Genomic DNA, 24,488 nt, shown 5'->3' with positions numbered 1-24,488 from the left:
CTTCATGACTATACTGTCCAGTATTTGAAGGGGCTGCTCTCGCAGGTCATCGGTCTGGACACAGACCGGATCAATGCGGGGCAGAGCCTGGAGAAGTACGGGGTGGATTCGGTGGCGATTATGGAGATCAACTCGCTGCTGGACAAGGATTTTCCGAATCTTCCGAAGACGCTGATGTTCGAATACGGTAACTTGGCTGAGCTTGCCGGGTATTTTGTACAGAATCAGCGGGAGCTGCTGGAAGGGCAGGCCGGGTACCGGCAGACCCGCGAGAATCACCAGGCGGTTAAGCCCGCCGTACCGGCGGCAGACCTTGCACCGGTTCACAAGAAGAGTGATGAACCTTCGAAGAAATATAGATCCTTCGTAACGCCCGGCAAGAGCCGGGACCAGGAAGTGGAGCAGGCTCATCCGGCAAAGGACGAGGGGATTGCGATCATTGGCATCAGCGGCGTTTTTCCGGGTGCCCGGAACCTGGATGAATTCTGGAATAATCTGAAGAATGGTGTGGACTGCATTTCCGAGATTCCGCCGCAGCGGTGGGATCACAGCCGGTTCTACGATCCGGAGAAAGGCAAGAAAGGCAAAGTGTACAGCAAATGGGGCGGTTTTATCGACGAATATAACTGCTTTGATCCGCTGTTTTTTCAGCTGACGCCAAGGGATGCGGAGCAGCTAGACCCGCAGGAACGCCTTTTCCTGGAGAGTGCACACAGCGCCATTGAGGATGGCGGCTATACCCGGCAATCCCTGTGGAACAGTAAGACAGGTGTGTTCGTCGGTGTCATGTACGGCCACTATCAATTGTACGGAGCGGAGGAGACCGCCAAAGGAAATACCCTGACACTCAGCTCGTCGTATGCCTCTATCGCCAACCGGGTGTCCTATTTCTTTAATTGGAGCGGGCCCAGCATTGCGCTGGATACGATGTGTTCCTCGTCGCTTACTGCGCTGCATCTCGCCTGCGAGAGCATTTACCGGGGAGACAGCGAGATTGCGATCGCGGGGGGAGTGAATGTCACCATTCACCCAGATAAGTATCTGTTCCTCTGCAATCAGCGGTTCGCCTCGAGTGAAGGCAAATGCCGCGCCTTCGGCAGCGGCGGAGACGGGTATGTGCCCGGCGAAGGGGTGGGTGCACTGCTGCTGAAGCCGCTCGCCAAAGCAATGGAGGACGGAGACAACATCTATGGGGTGATCCGGGGAACCTCGATCAACCATGGCGGCAAGACGAACGGCTACACCGTTCCCAATCCGAATGCGCAGTCGAATATTATCGCGGAGGCGCTGCGCAAATCGGGCGTCCATCCACGGCATATCAGCTATATGGAGGCACATGGAACGGGAACCGCGCTCGGTGATCCGATAGAGATCAGCGGCTTGACCAAAGCCTTCAGAACCCGGACGGCAGATAACCAGTACTGCGCAATCGGCTCGGTCAAAAGCAATGTCGGTCATCTGGAATCGGCGGCCGGGGTGGTCTCCATCATTAAAGTGCTGCTGCAAATGAAGCATAGGCAGCTTGTACCCTCGCTCCATTCCGAGGTGCTGAATCCGAATATTAACTTTGCGGAGACCCCTTTCTATGTTCAGCGCCGCCTGGAAGAGTGGAAGCCTGCCATTATTGAAGAGGGGGGCGTGTCCAAGGAATGCCCGCGTTACGCGGCGGTAAGCTCATTCGGCGCAGGCGGCACGAACGTGCATGTCATCCTGGAGGAATACATGGGGAAGCCGGAAAGTGTCTTGTCCGCACCGCACATTGACCGCGGCTGCGGGCCGTACATCTTTATTTTATCCGCCAAAAACAAGGACCGGCTGAACGCTTATGCCAAGCATGTCCTTGATTACATTGATCTGCACACGGTGTGGCAGGGAAATGCGCCGGAAGAGATCAGCAGCACTGCACTTAGAAAATATGTGATCGCCGACATCACCGCCTGCTTCCTGCAATCGGCCCTCCTGCCTGCATACATCAGCGCCAAGGAGGCCATTGAGGAATACGGCCTGTCCAAAGAAGAGCTGATGGCTGCTGCGGACGCTCTTTATGAAGCTTATCCGGTCCGGCTGCCTATGGGCCTCCTGACGGGCAGCGCCACGATTGAAGGCATTGCCGGTCATCTGCTGGAGCAGCTGGGTTCTGCAGCCATTACGGCCAGCCACGGACTTGGAGCGGGAACGGCAGAATCAACGGAAGATGTGGAAAGCGCAATAGATGCGAACCGTACGGCCGTCTATGATTTCCGCCTGGAAGAGCTGATCTATACACTTCAGGTTGGCCGGGAGCCCATGGAAGAAAGACTGGCGATCGTGGTATCCGGTACGCAGGAGCTGAGGGAGAAGCTGAACCAGTTTCTGGCCGGCAGCCGCAAAGTCTCCGAGGTCTATGCGGGAAATATCAGCGCCGGCAGCGAGATCCGCGACGTTTTCTCGGAAAGTGAGGAAGGGGAAGCCTTCCTGCTGTCCCTGCTGCAGTCCGGCAAGCTGAGCCAGCTCTGCAGATTGTGGGTTAGCGGGGTGAGCTTCAACTGGCAGCTGCTGTATGCGCAGAGCAAGCCGGGCAGAATCTCCTTACCGACTTATCCGTTCGACCGGACACGCTACTGGTATAACTCGGCGGAAGCCGCTGCAGCAGTATTCAGCAGCAAACCCTTAGCGCTGGCGGCGGTCATCGATTCCAATGAATCGGTATTTGAGGAGCAATGCTACAAAAAAAGCTTAAGCGCAGCCGATGCCTACCTGCGCGATCATGTGGTCCAAGGCCGGATGGTGCTGCCGGGAGTGGTCTATCTCGAAATGGCCTGGCGGGCAGGGGCGCTCTCCAGCCGGGAGTGGAAGGTGCAGTCGGTGAACGATGTGAAATGGCGCAGAACGCTGGAGCTGCCGGCAGACAAGGATGTCCAGGACATCTTTGTGGCGCTGGTTGCCCAGGAAGACGGGATAGGAGCCAGTATCTATTCCCTGAACGGGAACGGTCAAAGAGTACTGTACTGCACCTGTACGGTGAATTATACGGACGGTGAAGCCGAAGCCGCGGATGTGAATGCTGTGGATATTCCGCGCATCCTCCAAACAGCCAGCCACACCCGTTACCGCGAAGACTGTTATGAGCTGTTCTCGGCTCACGGAATGAAATACGGCCCGAATCTGCGGACCATTGAAGCGGTATATACCGGGGATCACGGCACCTTGTCCAAGCTGACACTGCCGGTACACACGCAAATGCCGCTTCAGGAATATATCCTGCATCCCGGATTTGCTGACGGAGCGATGCAGACAGCATTGTATTCGGTGCTCAGCGGCCAGCGGCAGTATGGAACCTTTGTTCCGTTTGCCTTACAGACTGTAGAGGTCTACAGACCGTTGACACCTGTGAGCTATTGTCTGGTTGCGCCTGCCGCTTATGCGAAGGAGCAGGATATGCAGTTCGATTTGCTGCTGCTCGACAGCTCAGGCCAGCCGGCGGTGCGTTTCTCCTGTCTTTCAGGAAGAGATTTGACGTCTTCGGCGCAGAACACGAGGGCGGCGGAAGCAGATTCGGCGGCTTTGGCGGGGACTGCGCTGCTGGATGAGATGCTTACCAAGTTGCTGAACGGAGAAGCCGGGGTAGACGAAGTTGAGAGAATGCTGGGGGGGAATCTAAGTGAGATCAATTATTGAAAGGATCGCCAGCGGAGCCATCTCCAAGGAGGAAGGCCTCCGGCAGATTGCGGCGCTTAAGCGCTCGGATAAGCAAGTGTGCCTAACCTTCACCAAGACTTTGACGGAACAGCCGCTTACAGACCTTAAAGGGGATTCTCTCGGACATGTGCTCGTTCTGGCAGCCGATAGGGGTCTTGAGCCCAAGCTGCGCGGCCAGTTTGCCTCCTTGTTCCAGTCGCTTACGTTTGTCACGGCGGATGAAGCCGGCACTGGCGCGGAAACTGGGCAGGACAGGCCTCCTTTGCAGAGTCAGGAGGATTATACACGGCTGCTGTCCGGCCTGGAGCAGCAGGGACGTTTTCCCGGCAGCATTCTTCATCTCCTGTCCCAGGAGGAAGTGGCCGATGGAGAGACGGATGCTGCCATGGAGAGCGGTGTATATTCAATGTTTGCGCTGACCAAAGCCCTGCTCTCCTTCAAAAAACGCGCAAAGGTTAATATCCTGTTCCAATATAAACATGCAGAGAATCATGCGGTGCATGCTGCACTGGACGGTTTTGTGAAAAGCGTCATGATCGAGAATCCCGGCCTGCTGTACAAGACGGTATCCACCGATCTTGGCCGCGAAGCTTTTGACCCGCAGCTGCTGGAGCAGCTGCTGCTGGAGCTGGGCTCCATGCTGAACGGCCACCGGGAAATCCATTACCGGGGTTCCCGGCGGTATGTGCCGGTTCTTGAACGGTATACTGCTCCGGCAGATCACGTCCCTGTACGGCAGCAAAGTCCCGCAGCTCATCCGGTCTACCTCATCACAGGCGGACTGGGTGCGCTCGGCTACACGCTAGCCCGCCATTTGGCGGATACCTGTTCGGCCAGCCTTATTCTAACCGGAAGAACGCCGCTGAATCGTGCGCTGGAAGAGAAGCTGCAGGCGCTGCACAGAAACGGCAATCAGGTGAGGTATGTCCGTGCCGACGTGGCAAGTCCAGCCGATACCCTGGCGCTGCTCTCCGAAGTCCAAGCCAGCTTCCCCCGGCTTGATGGCATCCTGCACTGTGCCGGAATGACCAGCGATTCCTTCATCCTGCATAAGGAGCGGGAAGAGTTTGAACGGGTGCTGGCCGCGAAGGTTGCCGGTACGCAGAACCTGTATGAGGCGTTTGGGCAAGAGCCGCTGGAGTTCATGCTGCTGTTCTCCTCCATCTCCGCCGTGACCGGCAATGTGGGGCAATGCGATTATGCTTATGCCAACAGCTTCATGGACCATTTTGCCAATGAGAAAAGAGCCGCTGCCGGTGTAAACATCCTCTCCGTCAACTGGCCGCTGTGGCAGGAGGGCGGGATGATGACGACAGCGGACAGCCTGGACATTATGCGGAGGAACCTAGGGATATCGGTCCTGCCTACAGCCGAGGGAGTGGATGCGTTCGATAAGCTCAGCCGTCAAATGGTGGAGAATGCCTTAGTACTCTATGGCGACGCTGCACGGATAGAGCAAGCGGTAGAGGCAATCAATTATCCGCAGCAGAGGGACAAGCCAAGGGCTGACACGGCGGTTGCCGGTGGCGGAGCAGTATTATTGCCTGAAGCATCACCCACTATATCTATAGATACGGAGGCGCTGAAGCAAGGCGCGGAGCAATATTTGAAGAGTATTTTCATCAAAGTCACCAAAATTCCGCCGCATGCCCTGGGCCTGGATGATTCGTTTGAGAAAATCGGCTTTGATTCCATTATGGCGATGAGCATTAACGAGGAGCTGGAGGCCAGCTTCGGCGAGCTGTCCAAAACGCTGTTGTTCGAATACCAGACGCTGCGGGAATTAAGCGAATATTTCACTGAACAGCACAGTGAGGCACTCGCCGGACTGATTGATCCTCCGACCCCCAAAAAGGCTGCTGCGCCGCAGGCCCTTCGCCCGGATGCGCGCCTGCAGCTCTCTGGCAAAACGCCTATTCCGCCTAAGCGGATTCAGCCTTCCGCAAACGCCGTGCAGGCTGCCAGGCACCGGGACCGCAGCCGGGCGAATGAGGATATTGCGATCGTCGGCGTCAGCGGGAAATTCCCGATGTCCCCGGATCTGCAAGCCTTCTGGAATAACCTGCTTCAGGCGCAGGACTGCATTACCGAGATTCCCGCAGACCGCTGGAGCATTGACGAATATTACACTACGGATAAGAACCAGCTCGGCAAAATGTACTGCAAATGGGGCGGTTTCCTTGATGATGTAGACCGCTTTGACGCTTTGTTCTTCAATATATCGCCCCGGGAAGCGGAGATTATGGACCCGCAAGAACGGCTGTTCCTGGAGTGCGCCTACAGCGCCATTGAGGATGCCGGATATACACCGGGTACGCTTGGCAGCCGCAAGGTCGGTGTTTTTGCCGGTGTGATGTATGGCCAGTATCAGCTCCTGGATGCCGAGATTGACGGCAATAAAATCGCCCTATCCTCCGTCTATGCGTCGATTGCCAACCGGGTGTCCTATCATCTCAACCTGAATGGACCGAGTATCGCACTGGATACGATGTGTTCCTCGTCGCTCACTTCGATCCATCTTGCCTGTGACAGTATCCGCCGGGGCGAGAGCGATTTTGCCATCGCAGGGGGCGTGAATATCTCCATTCATCCCGATAAATACATATTCCTAAGCCAGCAGAAGTTCGCGGCCAGTGATGGGCGGTGCAGAAGCTTCGGTGAAGGCGGAGACGGATATGTTCCCGGGGAAGGCGTTGGCGCTGTTCTACTGAAAACGGTGAACCGGGCAGTACAGGATGGCGATCATATCTATGCCGTAATCAAAGCCAGCTCCATCAACCATGGCGGCAAAACCACAGGCTATACTGTGCCGAATCCGTCCATGCAGGGTGCGTTGATCCAGGAGACCTTGCAGGCTGCTGGGATTCATCCGCGTACGGTCAATTATATTGAAGCCCATGGTACAGGAACCTCGCTCGGTGATCCGATTGAAGTCAGCGGACTGGTCAAGGCCTTCAAGGAGGGGACAGGCGACAAGCAGTTTTGTGCCCTCGGCTCAGTGAAGTCCAATATCGGACACTGCGAATCTGCGGCCGGCATCGCGGCCATCACCAAGGTGCTGCTGCAAATGAAGTACGGTGTGCTTGTTCCCTCGCTTCATTCCGAGGAGCTGAACGGCCACATTAACTTTGAGGAAACGCCTTTTTATGTGCAGCGGCAGGCGGGTCCGTGGGATCGTGTATCGCTGCCGGAAGGCGGGGGTCAGAAGGAATATCCGCGCCGGGCAGGGGTCAGCTCCTTTGGGGCAGGCGGAGCCAACGCGCATATTATTCTGGAAGAATATATCCCGGCCCCGCAGAGCAGCAGTCAAGACAGCAAAGGCAGCGGAGAGCCGCACATCATTGTCTTATCTGCCAGAGCAGAGGACCGGCTGAAGGTTTACGCGCTGAAGCTGGCACAGTATCTGGAGTTGCCTGAAGCGGAAGCGGCCAATCTTAAGGACATTGCCTATACGCTGCAGGTGGGACGGGAGTCTTTTGCAGAGAGGCTGGCGATCATTGCCGGTTCGGTCTCCGAGCTTAAAGCGCTACTGGATGAATTCAATCAGGGCCGATTGCCGGGCGGCAAGGTATACCGTGGCAATGTCAAAGGCTTCAAGGATTATATCGAGCTGTTCAACGCGGGTCAGGCGGGAATCTCTTATGTAGACCTGCTGCTGGACGGCGGCAATACCGGTAAAATAGCCCAGCTCTGGTCCCTGGGACTGGATGTCGACTGGCGGAAGCTGTACGAAGCGGACAGCTGCACAAGAGTTCCGCTGCCGACCTACCCCTTTGCCCGGAACCGTTATTGGGTCAGCGAGGTGAAGCGGCGGGAAATCCGCATCCCGGCTCTGGTCCCGGAGGCTGCCGGTATGGGAGAGCTGGTCGAGCATAATCTGTCCACCATTGACGGCTACCGTTTCTCTTCCCGGTCTGCGGTGATCAGCAGCTGCTATGAACCCTACACCTGGCAGGGACAAGAATATATGAACGGTTTCGGGCTGCTGGCGTTTGCGCGGGAAGCACTGGAGCTGGCCGGTTATAAGCAGGAAGGGCTGCTGCTGGAGAACATGGCCTGGTCGGGTCTGATGGACCGGCAGCAGCTTCCACCGGCACTGGACATTCACATCTTCCCGGACAGGGGAACCGCAGCGGGCGAGATCCGGATCGGGGAGCAAGTCGTCTTTCAATGTGAGGCAGTTGAAGAGGCTAATCAGAACGTAGATGCGGTCTATGCAAAGAAAGATATCCCGGAAGCAGGACAAGGGGAGCCGGTCCTGAAGCAGGCCCGGCAGGCACTCCGCTTACTCTATGGCATGGAGTCCGGACTGAAGCATGTCACCGGCTTGCGGCAAGACAAGAACATCTTGCTGGCCTTTGTTGATCTGGGAGAAGCTCCGGCAGCGGACTCCTTCTCCGCAGAGGCCGTGAATTCAGCTTGCCACACTCTGCTGGCCCTCGCTGCGCTGGAGCAGCCGCAGCATCCGGTGGTGCTGCATTCCATCCATCAAATGTCATTCCGGCACAAGCCGTTGCAGCAATTCGTGATTCGTGCCGAGCGCATTGCCGGGGATGAATACACACTGGCTGTATTAACCGGAGATGGGGCAGTGGTCTGGATAATGCAAGGCGTTCGTCTTACCGGTCTTCAGGTACAGGAGGTACAGGAACGGGAAACCGTCCAGTATTACACCCCCGCATGGACCCTAAGTCCGCAGGAGACGGCCGGAAATCTGACGGGTGATGTAGTGCTGTTCCTGGATGATATGCAGGAGCTGCCGCACTTCAAGCGCAGCTTCGCAGCGGGCGCTAGGCTGATCTTCGTCACCGCCGGGGAGCAATATGCCCAGCTCGGTGACAATCTCTACAGCTTGCGCTTTGACGACAAGCAGCATATTCATATGCTGCTTGAATCTCTGCAGGCGCGGCGTGTAAGCCTGACGCAGATTATATATTTGGCAGCTTCGGCTGCAATGAAGCCGCGCGACAAGCTAAACCACAGCGTATACCCGCTGCTGTTCCTGACCCAGGCGCTGATGGAGAGTAAGGCTGCGGCCGGCATCCGGCTGCTGTATGCCTTCAGGGAGACAGGGGATGCAGGCAGTCTGCTGGATGCCTCAATGGGCGGATTCATCAAGACGCTGCACCTGGAAAGCCCGAACTACAACTTCAAGACCGTCTCCCTGGCAGCTTCGCTGCCGCAGGAGGAGCTTCATTCCATTCTGGAACAAGAGCTGCTGCTGGACCCTGGGGAGCAAGAGGTTCAATACAGCAGCGCGGGCCGGTTCGTTAAGCGGCTCGTTCAAGCCGGAAGTGAAGCAAAGCCCGGCACTCCGGTAACCGTCAGAGCAAACGGTGTGTACATCATTACAGGAGGGCTTGGCGGGCTGGGGCGCGTGTTCGCCGCTTATTTGGCCGAAACGGCGCAGGCGCAGCTTGTCCTGACCGGCCGTTCGCCGCTGGACCGGGAGAAGGAGGCGAAGCTCGCGGCGCTCCGGGCGCACGGGGGTTCTGCCGAATACCTCGTATCGGACGCCGCAGACGAACAGCGAGCACGGGAGCTTGTCGGCTATGCGAAGCAGAAATACGGCCGGATTGACGGCATTCTGCACTGTGCGGGGATTCACCGGGATGCTTTTATTCTGAACAAAGAACAGGCAGACTTTGACCAGGTCATCTCCTCCAAGATCCTCAGCACACTGAATCTGGATCAGGCTGCACAGGAGGAGAAGCTGGATTTCATCCTGCTGTTCTCCTCCATTACCGGAGAGACAGGCAATCCCGGGCAGGCGGATTACGCCTATGCGAACAGCTTCATGAATGAATTCGCGCTCTACCGCGAACGGCTGGCCGAAGCAGGCGCACGGTCCGGGCGCACCTTCTCGGTGGCCTGGCCGCTGTGGGAAGCAGATGGCATGCAGCTGACCACGGAACAGCGGAGGATGCTGGAGCTGCAGACCGGCCTGACGCCGCTCCCTGTGCAGCATGGCATCGCAGCTTTTGAATTCTTGCTCCAGCAGGGCAATATCAATCCGCTGATTGTCGGATACGGTCAGCTGGAGCGCGTAAGCAGGCTGCTGGAGCGGATTAACCGCGTTGATCCGGCGGAAGCGGAGATTCACCCGGATCAGCTTGAAGACAGCAGCCTGTCTGACACTGAATTGCTGGACCGGACGCTGCACTACCTGACGGAGCTGTTCAGCGGACTGCTTAAGCTTCAGCCGGAAGAGATTGATATTACCGCCGAATTTGAAGAATACGGCATTGAATCGGTGATGGTCGGCTATTTCAACGGCAAGCTGGAAGAGGATCTCGGCGAGATTTCCAAGACCCTGCTGTTTGAATACCAGACCCTTAAGAGCCTCGCTGCACATATGGTCAGCCGCTACACCGGTGCTTTGAACAAGCTGTTCCGCGTTCACGGGGCAAGCCGGGAGCCCATGGAGCAGACTATTACTTCTTCAACCGCTGATTTGGCAGGCCAGCCGGTAATCTCTGCCGCCCAGCCGCCGTTATGGAAAGAACTGACCTCCTTCGCGGGACAAGGCGGGCAAAGGGGTACGGCCCATGCGGCGGCCGGGAAGGGCGAAGAGATCGCAATTATCGGTCTAAGCGGGAAATATCCGCTGGCCGGAGATATTTACGAATTCTGGGACAATATCGCTGGCGGAAGGGATTGTATCCGCGAGATCCCCGCAGACCGCTGGGATTACAAGAAATATCTGGGCGGAAGCTTGGAGAAGGTGCAGGAAGGCAAGATGTACAGCAAGTGGGGCGGGTTCCTCGATGATGTGGACAAGTTCGATCCGGCATTCTTTAATATTGCGCCGCGGGAAGCAGTGATCATGGACCCGCAGGAACGGATGTTTGCCGAGACGGTCTGGTCGGCTCTGGAGGATGCGGGCTACACCAAGAAGAAGCTGCAGCGGGACGGGGAGGAGAACGGCGCGAATATCGGCGTTTTTGCCGGAGCGACCACCTATTCGTACCAGCTGTGGGGACCGGAGGAATGGGAACGGGGCAATCTTTCGGCCATGCCGAACGTGTCACCCTGGTCCATCGCCAACCGGATTTCCTATATGTTCAACTTCAGCGGTCCCAGCCTGGCGATAGACACCGCCTGCTCGTCGTCACTTGCGGCCATTCATGCGGCGTGCGAGAGCCTGAAGAACAAAGAATGCCGCCTCGCGGTAGCGGGCGGAGTGAACTTATATCTGCATCCTTATAAATATGTGCTGATGTGCCAGACCAAGATGCTGTCTCCGACGGGGAAATGCCACAGCTTCGGCGATGCCGCTGACGGCTTTGTCCCCGGCGAAGGGGTGGGGGCCGTTCTCTTAAAGCCTCTGAGCGAAGCGATTAAGGATAAAGATCATATCTACGGCGTGATTAAGGCGACCGGAATCAACCATGGCGGCAAGGTCAGCGGGTATACCGTTCCGAATCCGAATGCCCAGGTCAGCCTGATCTCCAAGGCGCTGAAGCAGGCGGGAGTGGATGCTAGCAACCTCTCTTATGTCGAGGCGCACGGCACAGGGACCAAGCTGGGAGATCCCATCGAGATTAATGCGCTCAATCAGGTATTTGCTGAAGCGAATCCGCCCAAGCAGTCCTGTGCCATCGGTTCGGTCAAATCCAATATCGGCCACCTGGAAGCGGCAGCAGGCATTGCCTCCATTACGAAGGTGCTTCTGCAGATGAAACACCGGCAGCTTGCCCCTTCCATCCATGCGGAGCAGACCAATGCCAATATTGATTTTGCGAATTCTTATTTCCGAGTACAGCATGAGCAGGCACCTTGGACGGTGGCCGGACCGGACGGCTCAGCCATAAGGCGGGCCGGTGTCAGTTCCTTCGGGGCCGGCGGAACCAATGCCTATGTGCTTATTGAGGAATACACCGCTGAAGTCCAGGCGGGTGTGCCTTCGGCACAGTCTGGTTCCGGTAACGGACACAGCAGCGGCGCTCAGTTCATCGTGCTGTCAGCCAAGACACCTTATTCCCTGAAGCAAATGGCCGTGAAGCTGCGCTCATTCCTGGAAGGCAATCCGGATACCGCGCTTGCGGATGCCGCATACACCTTACAGACCGGACGGGAAGAAATGACCTGCCGCCTGGCCTTTGTATGTACCAGCATCGCGGAATTACAGGCGAAGCTGGACAGCTATCTGGCCGGTGAGAACCTGGAAGACATCTTTTCCGGCAAGGTATCCAAGCGGACGAAAGGGACAGTGTTTACGGCCGGAGATGCTGCAGAAGTGGCAGCTGAATGGGTGCAGGGGGCCGAGGTTGAGTGGCCGAAGCTGCATTCGGGCGAGGAAGTGCGGATTATACCGCTGCCGACCTATGCTTTTGAAAGAGAGCGTTACTGGATTACCCGGACCGAATCGCCGGCTTCCGCAAAGGGCGGGGAAGGACGCAAGCTGCATCCGCTGGTGGACCGCAACCTGTCCAGCTTCAGCAAGCAGCGGTACGAGACGGTCCTTCAGGCGTCTGATAGGAACAGCGGACTGGCGAATACAGCCTTTATCGAGCTGTTCCGTATCACCGCAGAGCTGTCACTGGAGTCGCCCTGCCATGTGATTGAGGATGTGATTTGGGGCGTGCAGCCGCAGCCTGTGGCGGCGGACAGCCTTATGACTTCCCTGTATGAAGCTGGTGCGCACATTGAATGTGAGACAGGCTATGACAACGAGCAAGGCGATTATGTTATTTGTGCCCAGGGAAAAGTCACAGCAGCTCCTTACAGACCTGCAGCCGCAGTAATGCCATTCCGTATGGCTGAACTGGGAGCGCCCGCTGCATGGCCTGAGCCTAATACCACCGCCTTTCAGCATATTGAGACTATTCATGAGCTGCGGACCGGCGCACATCAGGCAGCAATCAGCGTTCGCCTTAAGGAAACTCTGGACTCCGCGCAGAACCGGGCGCTGCTTCACTATTCAGCTGTTGAAGAACTGCTGGCTAGCCTGATGCAGCTGGCCGTACAGGCTGACCAGGTGGAATACCGCAAGATGCTGAGATGTACGGTGCTCGGTCCGATGACCCGGGATGTTCAGGTACTCGCCCGGTGGCGGACGATGAGTGACGGGCTGACGGCAGTTGACATCTCTATCCTTGATCCGCAAGCGCGGGTTCTGATGACCATGGAAGAGCTGACCCTGAAGCTCACAGGAGCCTCAGTCTTAGACGCAGAACGGCGGGGAGTACCCGCAACCGTCTGAAGAGGGCAAGCGCCAGAATATAGCATATCAAACATAGGTTGGTGGTCAGCACAATGAGCATGGACAAACCGGAAGACCGTAAGGAATTAATCTATTTCCAGGAGCTGTGGGCGGAATCCGCCCCCGTTCCGCAAGCCCGGGCGATCCCCTCTAAGGAAGAGGCTAAGGCAATGCTGCTGTTTATGGAGGCAGAGGACATGGAGGGCCAGGCGGCAGCGAAGGAACTCAGCCGGGATTTCACTGTAATTACCGTGCTGGCGGGAAACTCCTTTCACAAACAGGACGGTCATACGTACACGATCAATCCTGCGGTGGAGCAGGGTTATACCGCTGTGCTGGCTGAAGCTGCCATGGACAACCTGCAAATCGCCTATATGGCGATGCTCTGGAAGAATACCGCGCCGCCGGATGATTTACTGACACCGCCGGACACCGGTGCTATTTTCACTATTTTTCATTGGGTCCAGGCCTTTCATGCCCTGAAGCTGCGGCTGAATATCCGCTGGTTGTCCGTATCCCGGAGCGGCGGCGGAGAGCAGCCTGCAATCGAAGCTTTGGGAGCCTACGGCAGCTCGCTGCAGCGGGTATATCCGCGTCTTCGCTTCACCCATATCGGGCTGCAAGGTGGAGAAACGAATCTGGCGGAACTCATCCGGGAGGAAAGCCTGCTGACCCGCTTTGCTTTTGCACATGAAGTGAGATATACGGGTGGCTGCCGATTGGAGCAGCGGTTCAGCGAGCTTAACCTGGGGACAGACGGGCCTGCTCTTCTGAAGCAAGGCGGCGTGTATATGATTTCCGGCGGAGCCGGTGCGCTGGGCATGATTCTGAGCACTCATCTCGCGGAGAATTACCGGGCGAAGCTGGTTCTGCTGGGAAGAAGTCCGCTTACAGCCTCATTGGAGGATAAACTGGCGGCCTTGCGTGCCTCCGGTGGAGACGCGCTGTATCTGACCTGCGATATTGCGAAGTTCGCTGAAGTGCATTCGGCAGTCCGTCTGGCCAAGCAGCATTACGGAGTCCTTAACGGTGTGATTCATGCGGCGGGACAAGCGAGCCATCAGCTTATTTTTCAGAAAAGCACGGCCGCCTTCACAGAGATTCTCCAGCCGAAAATCGCGGGTATTGCTGCTCTGGATGAAGCCACGCAGCAGGAGCCGCTGGATTTCTTTGCCGCCTTCTCCTCAACTTCATCCCTGCTTGGTGATTTCGGACAGTGTGATTATGCCGTGGCGAACCGGTTTTTGGACCGGTTTTGCCGCCGCAGGCAGCAAAAGACCGAGAAGGGCGAACGGCAGGGCAGAAGCCTCTGCCTGAATTGGCCGCTATGGGAAGCGGGCGGAATGCACCTGGACAATCAGGGGGAACAGCTCTATCTGCAGACTTCCGGAATGGGGTATTTAACAGAGGCGCTGGGCATCAGTGCTTTTGAAGCCATCCTGGCAGGCCAGGAGCAGCAAGCTGCAGTAGTGTACGGGGAACGAACAAGGCTGGAAACGCAGCTGAGGCTGAAGCCGAAGGAGGCCGAGCAGGCCAGAGGAGGAATAGCTAAGTTGGAGGAGCATACGGGGAATACAACCGAGTCCATGGAAGAACAGGTAATGCGCGATGTGCTGCACCTGGCGGCGCAAATTTTGCAGACACAGCCCGGCAAGCTGAATCCGGAGGAGAACATGGGCGATTTCGGCTTTGATTCGATTTCACTGAAGGAATTTGCTGACGGGTTAAGCGAGCTGTATGAAATTGAACTGTCTCCGGCTGTCTTTTTCGCCAAAACCACACTGAGCGAGCTGACCCCGTTCCTGATGGAGGAATTCAGCCGGGAGGTTCAGGCTCATTATGCAGCGGCGACTCTTGTGACTGGTTCACTTGAGCAGCAGATACGTATTGCACCGCTGCCCGCACAGGAGGCAATTCAGCTGAAGCCACAGACCGCTCCGGCACCGCAATCTGTTCCGCAGGAGGATCCTGCCGGTCTGCCCCGCTCCATAGAAGCAGGTGCAGGGGAAGCACAGCCGCCTGCGCTGCTGCCGCTGGCACAGAAATTCTCCGGCCGCAGCAAGACCAGCCGCACCAAGGCCGTGCCGGAAGCTTCGGCGCGGCGGGATGTGGCGGTGATTGGCGTGAGCTTCAAGCTGCCGGGTGCGGACACGGCGGAGGAGCTGTGGAATTTCCTCGATCGCCAGGAGAGTCAGATCCGGGAGATTCCTGCAGACCGCTGGGACTGGAAAGCCTATTACAGCACCGACCCGCAGGCTGAGAACCGCACCAATTCCCGCTGGGGCGGCTTTATCGGCGGCCATGATACCTTTGACGCCAAGTTCTTCCAGCTGTCGCCCCGCGAAGCGGAGCTGATGGACCCGCAGCACAGATTATATATTCAGGCGGTCTGGAAAGCGGTGGAGGACAGCGGTTATAAAATGTCTACACTTGCCGGGAAGCCGGTGGGTGTATTCTCCGGCGTACAATTTACCGATTACCAGCAGTTATTGTCCGCGAATATGGAGAAGATTCAGGCCCAGTCCAGCATCGGCAACGCAACGGCCTTGCTCAGCAACCGCGTCTCTTACCTGTTCAATTTCAAAGGGCCCAGTGAATCAATTGATACCGCCTGCTCCAGCAGTCTCGTAGCCTTGCACCGGGCGGTGAAATCCATTCAGCACGGCGAGAGCAGCCTTGCGCTGGCCGGCGGGGTGAGCCTGATGCTTGATCCCAATACCTATGTAGGTGCGGGAGTTATGGGGGTATTCTCACCGGAGGGACAGTGCAAAACCTTTGACCGCAGTGCGAACGGTTATGTCAAAGGAGAAGGCGTCGGCGTTGTAGTGCTGAAGCCGCTGGATCAGGCTGTGGCGGATGGCGATCACATTTACGGCGTTATTAAAGGCACAGCCGAGAATCACGGCGGCCGGGGGCATTCCCTTACCGCTCCCAATCCGGATGCGCAGGCTGAGCTGGTGGTGCAGGCTTTCACCGAAGCGGGCGTAGATCCGGCTGCGGTATCGTATATCGAAACGCATGGAACAGGAACGGAGCTGGGCGACCCGGTGGAAATCAACGGGCTGAAAAAAGCCTTCTCCGAGCTTTACCAGAGCCGGGGCCAGGCTCCGTGCCCCGGTCCGCAGATCGGTCTGGGCGCGCTCAAGACGAACATCGGGCATCTGGAGCCGGCTTCCGGTATTGCCGGAGTGATTAAGGTTCTGCTCTCCCTCTCCAGGGGCAAGCTGCCGGGTAACCTGAATTTCAAGGAGCTGAATCCTTACATTCAACTGGAAGGCTCCCCGTTCTACGTGCTGGAACGCACGAAGACCTGGGAGGCCAAGGTGAACGCGTCCGGCCAGTTCTTACCACGCTGCGCAGGTGTCAGCTCCTTCGGCTTCGGCGGCACGAACGCCCATGCCGTCATCGAGGAGTATGTGCCGTCTGCGGCTCCTGCTCAAACTGCGGATGAACCTGTAGTATTCCTCCTGTCGGCCAAGAATCGTGACCGGCTGCGCGAATACGCCGCACTCTTCCGCGGCGCTCTAGCTGAGGCTGTAGATATGCGAGGGATCGCCTACACGCTCCAGGTGGGACGTGAAGAGCTGGAGGAACGGCTGGCTATCGTCGCAGCCACTGCAGAGGAGCTGCGGGACAGGCTTGCCGCCTATTGCGGCGGATATGAAGCATCCGGCCTGTACACGGGCAGCGTTAAGAAATCCCGTTCAGAGACAGGAGCTGAGGACTATTCACAAGCGGTTATCGCCCATGCCTTGGCGGCTACGGATCACGTTACCCTCGCCAAGGCCTGGTCAACCGGAGCCCGTATTTCCTGGACCGAGCTATATGGGAATCAGCGTCCGGCGAGAGTTTCCTTGCCTGGCTATCCATTTGCACAGACCCGGTATTGGATGCCGCTGAAGAAGGCAGACCCCGCTTCCGTCAAGACGGTGGTCTCGGAGCCAGCCTTGCACGCCCTGATCGACCGCAACCTGTCGACGCTGTATGAACAGGAGTTCGGGAAGACCTTTCAGGGCGACGAGTTCTATCTGGCTGATCATGGGCATGTTCTGCCAGGCGTTGTCTATCTGGAGATGGTCCGGGCAGCCGGAGCCTTGGCCGATCCTAAGCATGTTGTAACCGGAATCCGCAATGTGGTCTGGTCGACTCCGGTGCTTGTGGACAAGGAAGCGTTACTGGTCAGAACTGCTGTGCAGCCCGGACCCCAAGGGATTGACTTCAGGATTTACTCCGAGCAAGGCGGGCAGCGGGTGGACCATGCCCAGGGCAAGCTGGAGCTGGGTTCTTCCGGGAACTTCCGGCAGGAGAGCCTGGATATCAGCGCCTTAATCGGCAGAAGCAGCGGAGGCGAACAGGAAGCGCGTGCCTATTATGAGCTGCTGGGCAGCCTGGGCGCTGAGCTGGGCAGCCGGTTCTCGGGGATTCAGGCTTTGTACTGCAATCCGTTTGAAGCCGTCTCCAGGCTGGCTGTTCCGGACAATCTTATGACCACATTGGATCATTATCAGCTGCACCCGACCCTGACCGACGGAGGCTTGCAGTCTGCGGTGGCTTTTGCCTACCGGACCGGGCTGATTGACCGGCAGGTGCTGTTTGTGCCGTTCGTGCTGGGACAGCTCGAAATTCTGGATGCTTCAGTACAGCCTGCCTACGCCTATGTTCAGCGTTCGCCGGGTCAGGGACTGAAATTCGATATCGCTTTTCTGGCAGAAGCAGGACAAGTGGTTTCAAGAATGAGGGAGCTTGCCATCCGTCCGTTTCAGGTGAACCCGCTGGCGGGAGCCTCCGCAGCATTGCTGCAGCCGAATTTCGCCGGAAGTGAGCTAGTCTATTTGACCCCTGGCTGGGTGGAGAGTCCCATAGATCCACTTGCGCTGCCGTCTGCTCCGGGAACCAGACTACTGCTCATGGGCGGCGCTCTGGCGGAGAAGGAGGCGAGTATGACAAACTCACTTGGGGACCCAGCTGTACGGGTAAGCTTTGGCTCAGTGTACAAGGCACTAGCCGTTAATCAGTTTCAGATTGATCCAGCCGATCCGGAGAGTTATACGAGACTGGCGAAAGCCTGCGGCATTGCTGAGGATACGAAGCTGCAGATTGTTTATCTGCTTAGCGGCACAGGCGCCCGGACGGTCAGAGAGTGTGTGGCTCAGGACGTCTATCCCGTGTTCCATCTGTCCAAATGGTTGGCTTCCTTCGGGTTTCAAAGCCCGGTCCGACTGTTCTGCATATACCGCGATGAGAAAACAGTGGCCGCTTATAGCGCATTGTCCGGCTTCTTCCGCTCAGCCGTGCTGGAGAGTCCCAAATTGCAGGGCAGCCTGATCCATATTAAGGATCACAGGAGGTTGAATCATGTGCTGGAACAGGAGTTATCAGCCAGCCAGCCTGAGCATGAGGTGAAATATGAAGCGGGCTGCAGATATACCCGACAGTTAATTCCTGCACAGCCGCCCCGGGAGCGTACGCGCAGGCTGAAGGCCCGCGGCGTCTATATGATCGTCGGCGGACTCGGCGGACTGGGCTATAGGGTTGCCGAGCATCTCGCAGAGAATTACCAGGCGCGCCTGGTGCTGTGCGGCAGAAGCCCGGAAGGTGACCCGGCCAAGCTTGAGCGGCTGAAGTCGCTGGGTGCAGACGCGGTCTATCTTCCGATGGATTTGGCCGATGCGAAAGCGGTGGAGCTTACGGTAGCTGAGGTTAAGAATTTGTTTAATCAGCTGGATGGAGTCATTCATTGCGCCGGTGTAATCAAGGATTCGCTGCTGGTTAAGAAGAACATGGCGGATTTTGCCGATGTGCTCAGTCCCAAGGTATACGGAACGGTATATTTGTACCGGGCGTTGTCACGGGAAAATCCGGAGCTGCTGTTCGTGCCCTTCTCCTCCTCAACCGCCTTAGTCGGAAATATCGGCCAGTGCGATTATGCCTATGCCAACAGCTTTTTGGATCATTATGTGGCGCTGATGAATGAGAAGCGGGGCAGAAGCGATACCGCAGTGAACTGGTCCCTGTGGGAAAATGGCGGCATGCAGGTGGACGGCGCTACCAGGGAATTGCTGTGGTCAAAGTTCGGGATGAACCCGCTGTCCGATGAACAGGGACTGCGGGCCCTGGAAGATAGCCTGTCCTTCCGGGAGGATCAGGTGATGGCGGTATCGGGAGACAGGGAGAAGCTCATCCGTACCTTCACCGGCCAACTTCGCCAGGCCAGCCGGCAAAGCCGGCAGCCGGAAGGCAGTTTCACCGCTGCGGCCGCTGCGCCTGGGGATAACGGACAAAGCCATCAGCTGGAGGAAGCGCTCATCGGCATCATGGCGGATATTCTCAAGAGCAGCCGGAGCGAGGTCAGCCGGGATTCCGATCTCAGTGAGCTTGGCTTTGATTCGATCTCGTTCACTGAGCTGTCGAATGCCATCAACAGGGCCTTAGGAGTGGAGATTACACCAACGCTGTTCTTCGAGCAGTCTACTCCGGCTGCCATTGCGGAAGCGATATACAGTGAATACCGGACGGTGATCGACCTTCATTTTGCCCCGACGGAACGAGGCGGCGAACGCCTCCCGGTTCAGGCTCTGCAAGCGGAAGCGCCGCACCCGTACCTTCAGCCGGAGACTGCATTCAGGCTGCTGCACCGCAAACCGGATCCCTCCTTGTTCCCGGACCTGGCGGATCGTTCAGGGCGGAACACCGGTGCCCTGCCGGACACCAAGGAGCCTATCGCTATCGTGGGCATGAGCGGGATGATGCCCGGAGCGGACAATCTGGAGCAGTTCTGGTCCAATCTGGAAGCACAGAAGGACATGGTCACGACCATTCCTGAAGACCGCTGGAGCTGGCAGAACCGCTACGGCGACCCGCGCCGGGAGACGGGCAGAACCGATGTGAAATACGGTGCTTTCCTTAAGCGCATCGACACCTTTGATCCGCTCTTCTTCGGCATTTCGCCGGTGGAAGCGGAGAAGATGGACCCGCAGGAAAGACATATGCTCCAGACCGTATGGCATACGCTCGAGAATGCGGGCTACAAGCCGGAGCAGCTGTCGGGAACCCGGACCTCGGTGTACATCGGGGTATCGAATGGGGATTATCAGGAGCTGCTGCTGAAGGATGAGATTGCCACCACGCTGACCCGCACGATGCTGACGAACCGGATCTCCTATTTCTTCAACTGGAGCGGACCCAGCGAACCGGTTGATACGGCTTGCTCCAGCTCGCTGGTAGCCATCCACCGCGCGGTGGAGTCGATCTGGCATGAAGGATGCCCCTATGCAGTCGCAGGCGGAATCAATCTGATTGCCAGCCCGAACCTGTTCATTGCCGGCAGCAGCCTGGGGATGCTGAGCAAGGACGGGAAATGCAAGACCTTCGACAAGGACGCCGACGGGTATGTGAGAGGCGAAGGAGCGGGGGCGCTGCTGCTGAAGCCGTTGTCTGCCGCGCTAAGGGATAAGGATTATATCCATGGCGTAATCCGGGGGACGGCGGTCAATCATGGCGGGAAGTCGAATTCCATTACTTCCCCGAATGCCAAATCCCAGGCGGAAGTCATTATCCGCGCACATGAGAGGGCAGGCATAGATCCTTCCACGGTCACTTATATTGAGACGCACGGAACAGGCACCAGCCTGGGCGATCCGATTGAAGTAGAGGGACTGAAAAAGGCATTCAAGGCTCTGTATCAAGAGTGGGGCAAGCTGGAATCAGAGCTGCCGCAATGCGTAATCGGCTCGGTCAAAACAGCAATCGGCCATCTGGAATCGGCGGCTGGCATAGCGGGTGTAAGCAAAGTGCTACTGTCCATGAAGCACGGGAAGATTCCGGGCAATATCCACTTCAAGGAGCTGAATCCCTATATCAAGCTGGAAGGCAGCGGTCTAAGCATTGCAGCGCATACAGCCCCATGGAAGCCGCTCACCGGCAGCCGGGGCAGCGAGATTCCGCGCCGGGCGGGCATCAGCGCTTTCGGTGTAGGCGGAAGCAATGCGCATATTATTCTGGAAGAATACCGCAATCCGCCGGTTGAGCTGCCTGCAAACAGTCGCTCCCGGCACATCATTATCCTGTCTGCCAAAAGTCAAAGCAGTCTAAAGGAGAACAGCCGCAGACTCCAGGCCTTTGTCGCCCGCAGCCTTGCGGGAGAGGCGGCCCTTCCTGCGGAGGACAACGCCCACAGTCTGGAAACAAGCCTGCGGCGCGATGTCATCGCCTTGTTCCGGCAGGTGATGGTTCTTGACGGTGAGGACATTGATCCTGCGGCAGAGCTTGAGGAATACGGACTGGACGCGGTCAAGAACGTGCAATTGCTGGAATTGCTGAAGGACAAATTCTCGCTCGAATTCAAGGACGCCGTGTACGGCTTCTCTTCGCTGAACAGTCTGGTGATGTTCCTGTTGCAGCACGACCCCGGCGGGATCAGCAATTACTACGCGGCGGGACGCAGTGTAGTGCACCTGGAAGGAACTGCTCTGCCGGACAGCCTCTCCCTGGAGCAGCTGGCTTACAGTCTGCAGACCGGACGCGCTGAGATGACGGAACGGCTGGCCATTGTGGCCGACAGCCTGAGCACGCTTCACGGGAAGCTGGGAATGTACCTGTCCGGGAAGCAGGATCAGGCGGGCATACATGAAGGACAGAGCAGCCAGCGCTCGGCGCTCAGCAAGCTGTTCGACGGCGAGGAGAGCCGCTTGTTCATGAATGAGCTGCTGCTGGGAGAGAAGCTGGACAAGATTGCCCAGCTATGGGTGCAGGGCGTTGCCATCGACTGGACGGCCTGGTACCCGCAGCCGCTGCGCAAGACGCCGCTTCCCGAGTATGCCTTTGATGAGGAGAGATACTGGCTGCCCGGACCGGACCGCATAAGCGCGCCAGAATCTGTCCTAAGCCCGGTTCATACTCCGGAAGCAGGAGCACATGCGGAAGAAGAGCCTGTTGTTCTGGATGACGATCAGCTGCTGCTGTGGCTGAACAAGGTACACAAAGGGGAAATAAGCGCCGAGAACTTAAATCTGTTAGTGGGGGATCTCTTGGAATGAGCACCTATTCGAGAATGCAGTTGTTAAAGCTGGTGGAGAACCAGCAAATGTCTCCGGAGGAAGCATTGAAGATCATCAGGGAGAACAGTCAGCGTCCTGCAGGCCAGCCACAGCATCAGCCGCAGCCGCCGATTCAGGAGGATCCGCTTAACGCGGTTCCTGGGGACCGGCAGGATTTGGGCTCGCAATTGAACAAGCTCCTGGTGGAGGGAGTAGCCACGCTGCTTAAGGTACCGGCGGGCAAAATCCACCCGGATGCCGACTGGAAAAGCTTTGGGTTTGATTCCATCAGCTTCACGGCCTTTCACAGCTATCTGACAGAGAAGCTGGGATTCAGCTTTCCCCTGGATGTCTTCTTTGAATACAGCACAATCCACACCTTAACCGGGTTTCTACTGACCCAAACCTCCGGTGCAGACGTCAGCTTCAGCGGGGAGCCTGCTGTACAGCCAACGGGCCACCTGCCTTCTCAAAGCCCCGCTGAGACTGGGCAATTGATCCCTGCCCGGCAGGATTTCCTGTGGCTGGTCAACAGTGCAGATACCTTTTTCCTCGACTTCTGGAGCAAGCTTGCCGACTCCTCCATCAACGCTCCCGGGACGGGTTATCCTCCGCTGTCCACTGCTGAGCTGGATAGCGTCCCGCACAAATACATCCAGCTGCTGGTGAATACCTCGGCCGGTCAGAAGATGGAGGTAGTAATCTCCGGTCAGGGCAAGCCGCTGGTCATTGTCGGAGGTGTGGGTATGGCTTCGCCGATGATTCTGCATCAGCTCGATTATTTCTCAAGCCGCTGCCGGGTCATCAGTATCCATAATCCGGGCTGCGGACTCAGTGAGGATATTGACAATTACTCGCTGGAGCACAGGGTCAAGGTGATTGCGGAGGTGCTGGACAATCTGGGAGTGAGTGGGCCGGTGGATTTTGTCGGCATTTCCTGGGGGGGACTCGTCGGGCAAACGTTCAGCGTGGAGTATCCGGAGCGGGTTTCCAGCCTGATCCTGGTCAGCTCCATCTATGAAATCGTCAATGAGAATCCGCAAATGAATGCCGACGCAGCGATGAAGAAGGATCTTGAAGCAGTCGAGCGGGGACTGGATTCCCTGGAGCTGATGGAATACGGGAAGAGCATCAACAAGCAGATTTTCACGAAGTACATGGAATATTATCTGCCCGGCAATCACAAAAGCTACTCGACCATCCAGCTGATCGGCCGCATTCAGGTGCCTGTACTGATCGTTTATGGCAAGAACGACACCATCATCAATACCCGGCAATCCAAGGAAATGGCAGTTGCAATTCCGGGGGCCCGCTGCGTTGAAATGGAAGATGCCGCCCACTTCCTGTTCATGACGCATCATGAGCAGCTGCACCGGGCGATGGAAGAGTTCATCTTCCGGCCGGAGGCTGAACCCTTCAGCCTGCGGGACAGCTATGCGCAAATTCTGGATGCTGAGCAATTGCGTAGAGCAGAGCTGAATATACGGGGAATCGAAGGCTACGAGGGACTGGAAGAGCGTCTGAATGAGCTGTGCATGAGCTATGCCTACCGTTATATCAGGCAGTGCGGTCTCGACACCACTCCCGGCACGATTCATGACCGGACAGAGTGGGTGAAGCGGCTGAAGATCCTCCCCGGGTATACCAAGCTGCTGGACTGCATGATCGACATGCTGGCAGAAGACGGTGTAGTGAAGCTGCTGAACAGCCGCGTCAAATTCATCAAGGCCGAAGCGGAGATTCCCCAGCCGCAGGAGCTGTATGAGGCCTGTCTGCAGGATTTCCCTGAGTTCCGGGGGATGCTCCAGTTCCTGGATTATTGCACCGGCAATTATAAGGATGCGCTTAGCGGACGGGTCCCTCCGGTCAGCGTGCTGTTCCCTAAGGGCAGCTCTGACGCCCTGGAGCGGAGCAACCGGGATACCGTGGAGCATGGCAGGGAACGGGTCTATGCCCGGGTGGTGCATGATATTCTCTCCATGCTGATCTCCAGGGATGGAGGCGGCGGGCCGCTTAATATCCTTGAGGTCGGCGGCGGAACCGGACTCTTGACCCGGCAGCTGCTGGATCTGGCAGAACTCCCGAATGTGAACTACTATTTCACCGATATCGGCGAGTATTTTATTAACAAGGCGAAGGATGAGCCCGAATTCACTTCCCTGCGCTTTAAGACTTTTGATATCAGCAAAAATCCGGCGGAGCAGGGCCTGGCACTGTACAGCTTTGATGTTGTGCTCGGGCTGAATGTGGTTCATGCCACTAAAGATATCGGCGGAACGCTGGCTAATCTGCGGCAGCTGCTTGTGCCGGATGGTCTGATGCTGCTGATTGAGGCCTGCAAACGCCTGCGCTGGGTGGATATGGTCTGGGGGTTGGCGGAAGGCTGGTGGATGTTCGAGGACCGGAGCCTGCGCGATAAATCTCCGATTATTGACCCGTATGCCTGGGAGAAAGTATTCACGAATGCCGGTTATCAGGACATTCAGGTCTTCCCTGGCGACGATGAACGGCGCTTTATGGCCGACTGTGTTCTTGTCGCAGCGCATAAAAGGTAAAAATTCAAAAATATG

Annotated in this window: 3 protein-coding genes and 1 pseudogene; all 4 read left to right on the top strand. The window is 57.1% G+C overall.

Going from position 1 to position 24,488, the window contains the following annotated elements; translation table 11 throughout:
- Nucleotides 1–30: 30 nt before the first annotated feature.
- Nucleotides 31–3,495: pseudogene (locus tag R50912_RS17400) on the top strand (beta-ketoacyl synthase N-terminal-like domain-containing protein); the annotation flags it as partial.
- A 145-nt stretch (nt 3,496–3,640) separates the two neighbouring features.
- On the top strand, nt 3,641–12,883 hold the full coding sequence (locus R50912_RS17395; RefSeq protein ID WP_042236672.1) for an SDR family NAD(P)-dependent oxidoreductase: 9,243 nt from the start codon (nt 3,641–3,643) through the stop codon (nt 12,881–12,883).
- A gap of 53 nt (nt 12,884–12,936) precedes the next feature.
- The gene (locus R50912_RS17390; protein ID WP_042236671.1) at nt 12,937–21,918 is read left to right on the top strand and encodes an SDR family NAD(P)-dependent oxidoreductase; all 8,982 of its coding nucleotides are present in this window, start codon (nt 12,937–12,939) and stop codon (nt 21,916–21,918) included.
- Entirely contained in the window at nt 21,915–24,473 is a 2,559-nt protein-coding gene (locus tag R50912_RS17385) for an alpha/beta fold hydrolase (RefSeq protein ID WP_042236669.1), read from the top strand. The genes R50912_RS17390 and R50912_RS17385 overlap by 4 nt, the downstream gene beginning before the upstream one ends.
- The last annotated feature ends 15 nt before the right edge of the window (nt 24,474–24,488 follow it).

It is taken from the genome of Paenibacillus sp. FSL R5-0912 (assembly GCF_000758605.1).
Classification (GTDB): Bacteria; Bacillota; Bacilli; order Paenibacillales; family Paenibacillaceae; genus Paenibacillus_AQ.
Note: the sequence above shows the minus strand (reverse complement) of the source record. Positions and strands in the feature narration are given on the sequence as shown.

What these genes read in the sequence shown, in the direction of transcription:
- R50912_RS17390 (WP_042236671.1), top strand. Translation starts at nt 12,937, where the DNA reads ATGAGCATGGACAAACCGGAAGACCGTAAGGAATTAATCTATTTCCAG.
- R50912_RS17385 (WP_042236669.1), top strand. Translation starts at nt 21,915, where the DNA reads ATGAGCACCTATTCGAGAATGCAGTTGTTAAAGCTGGTGGAGAACCAG.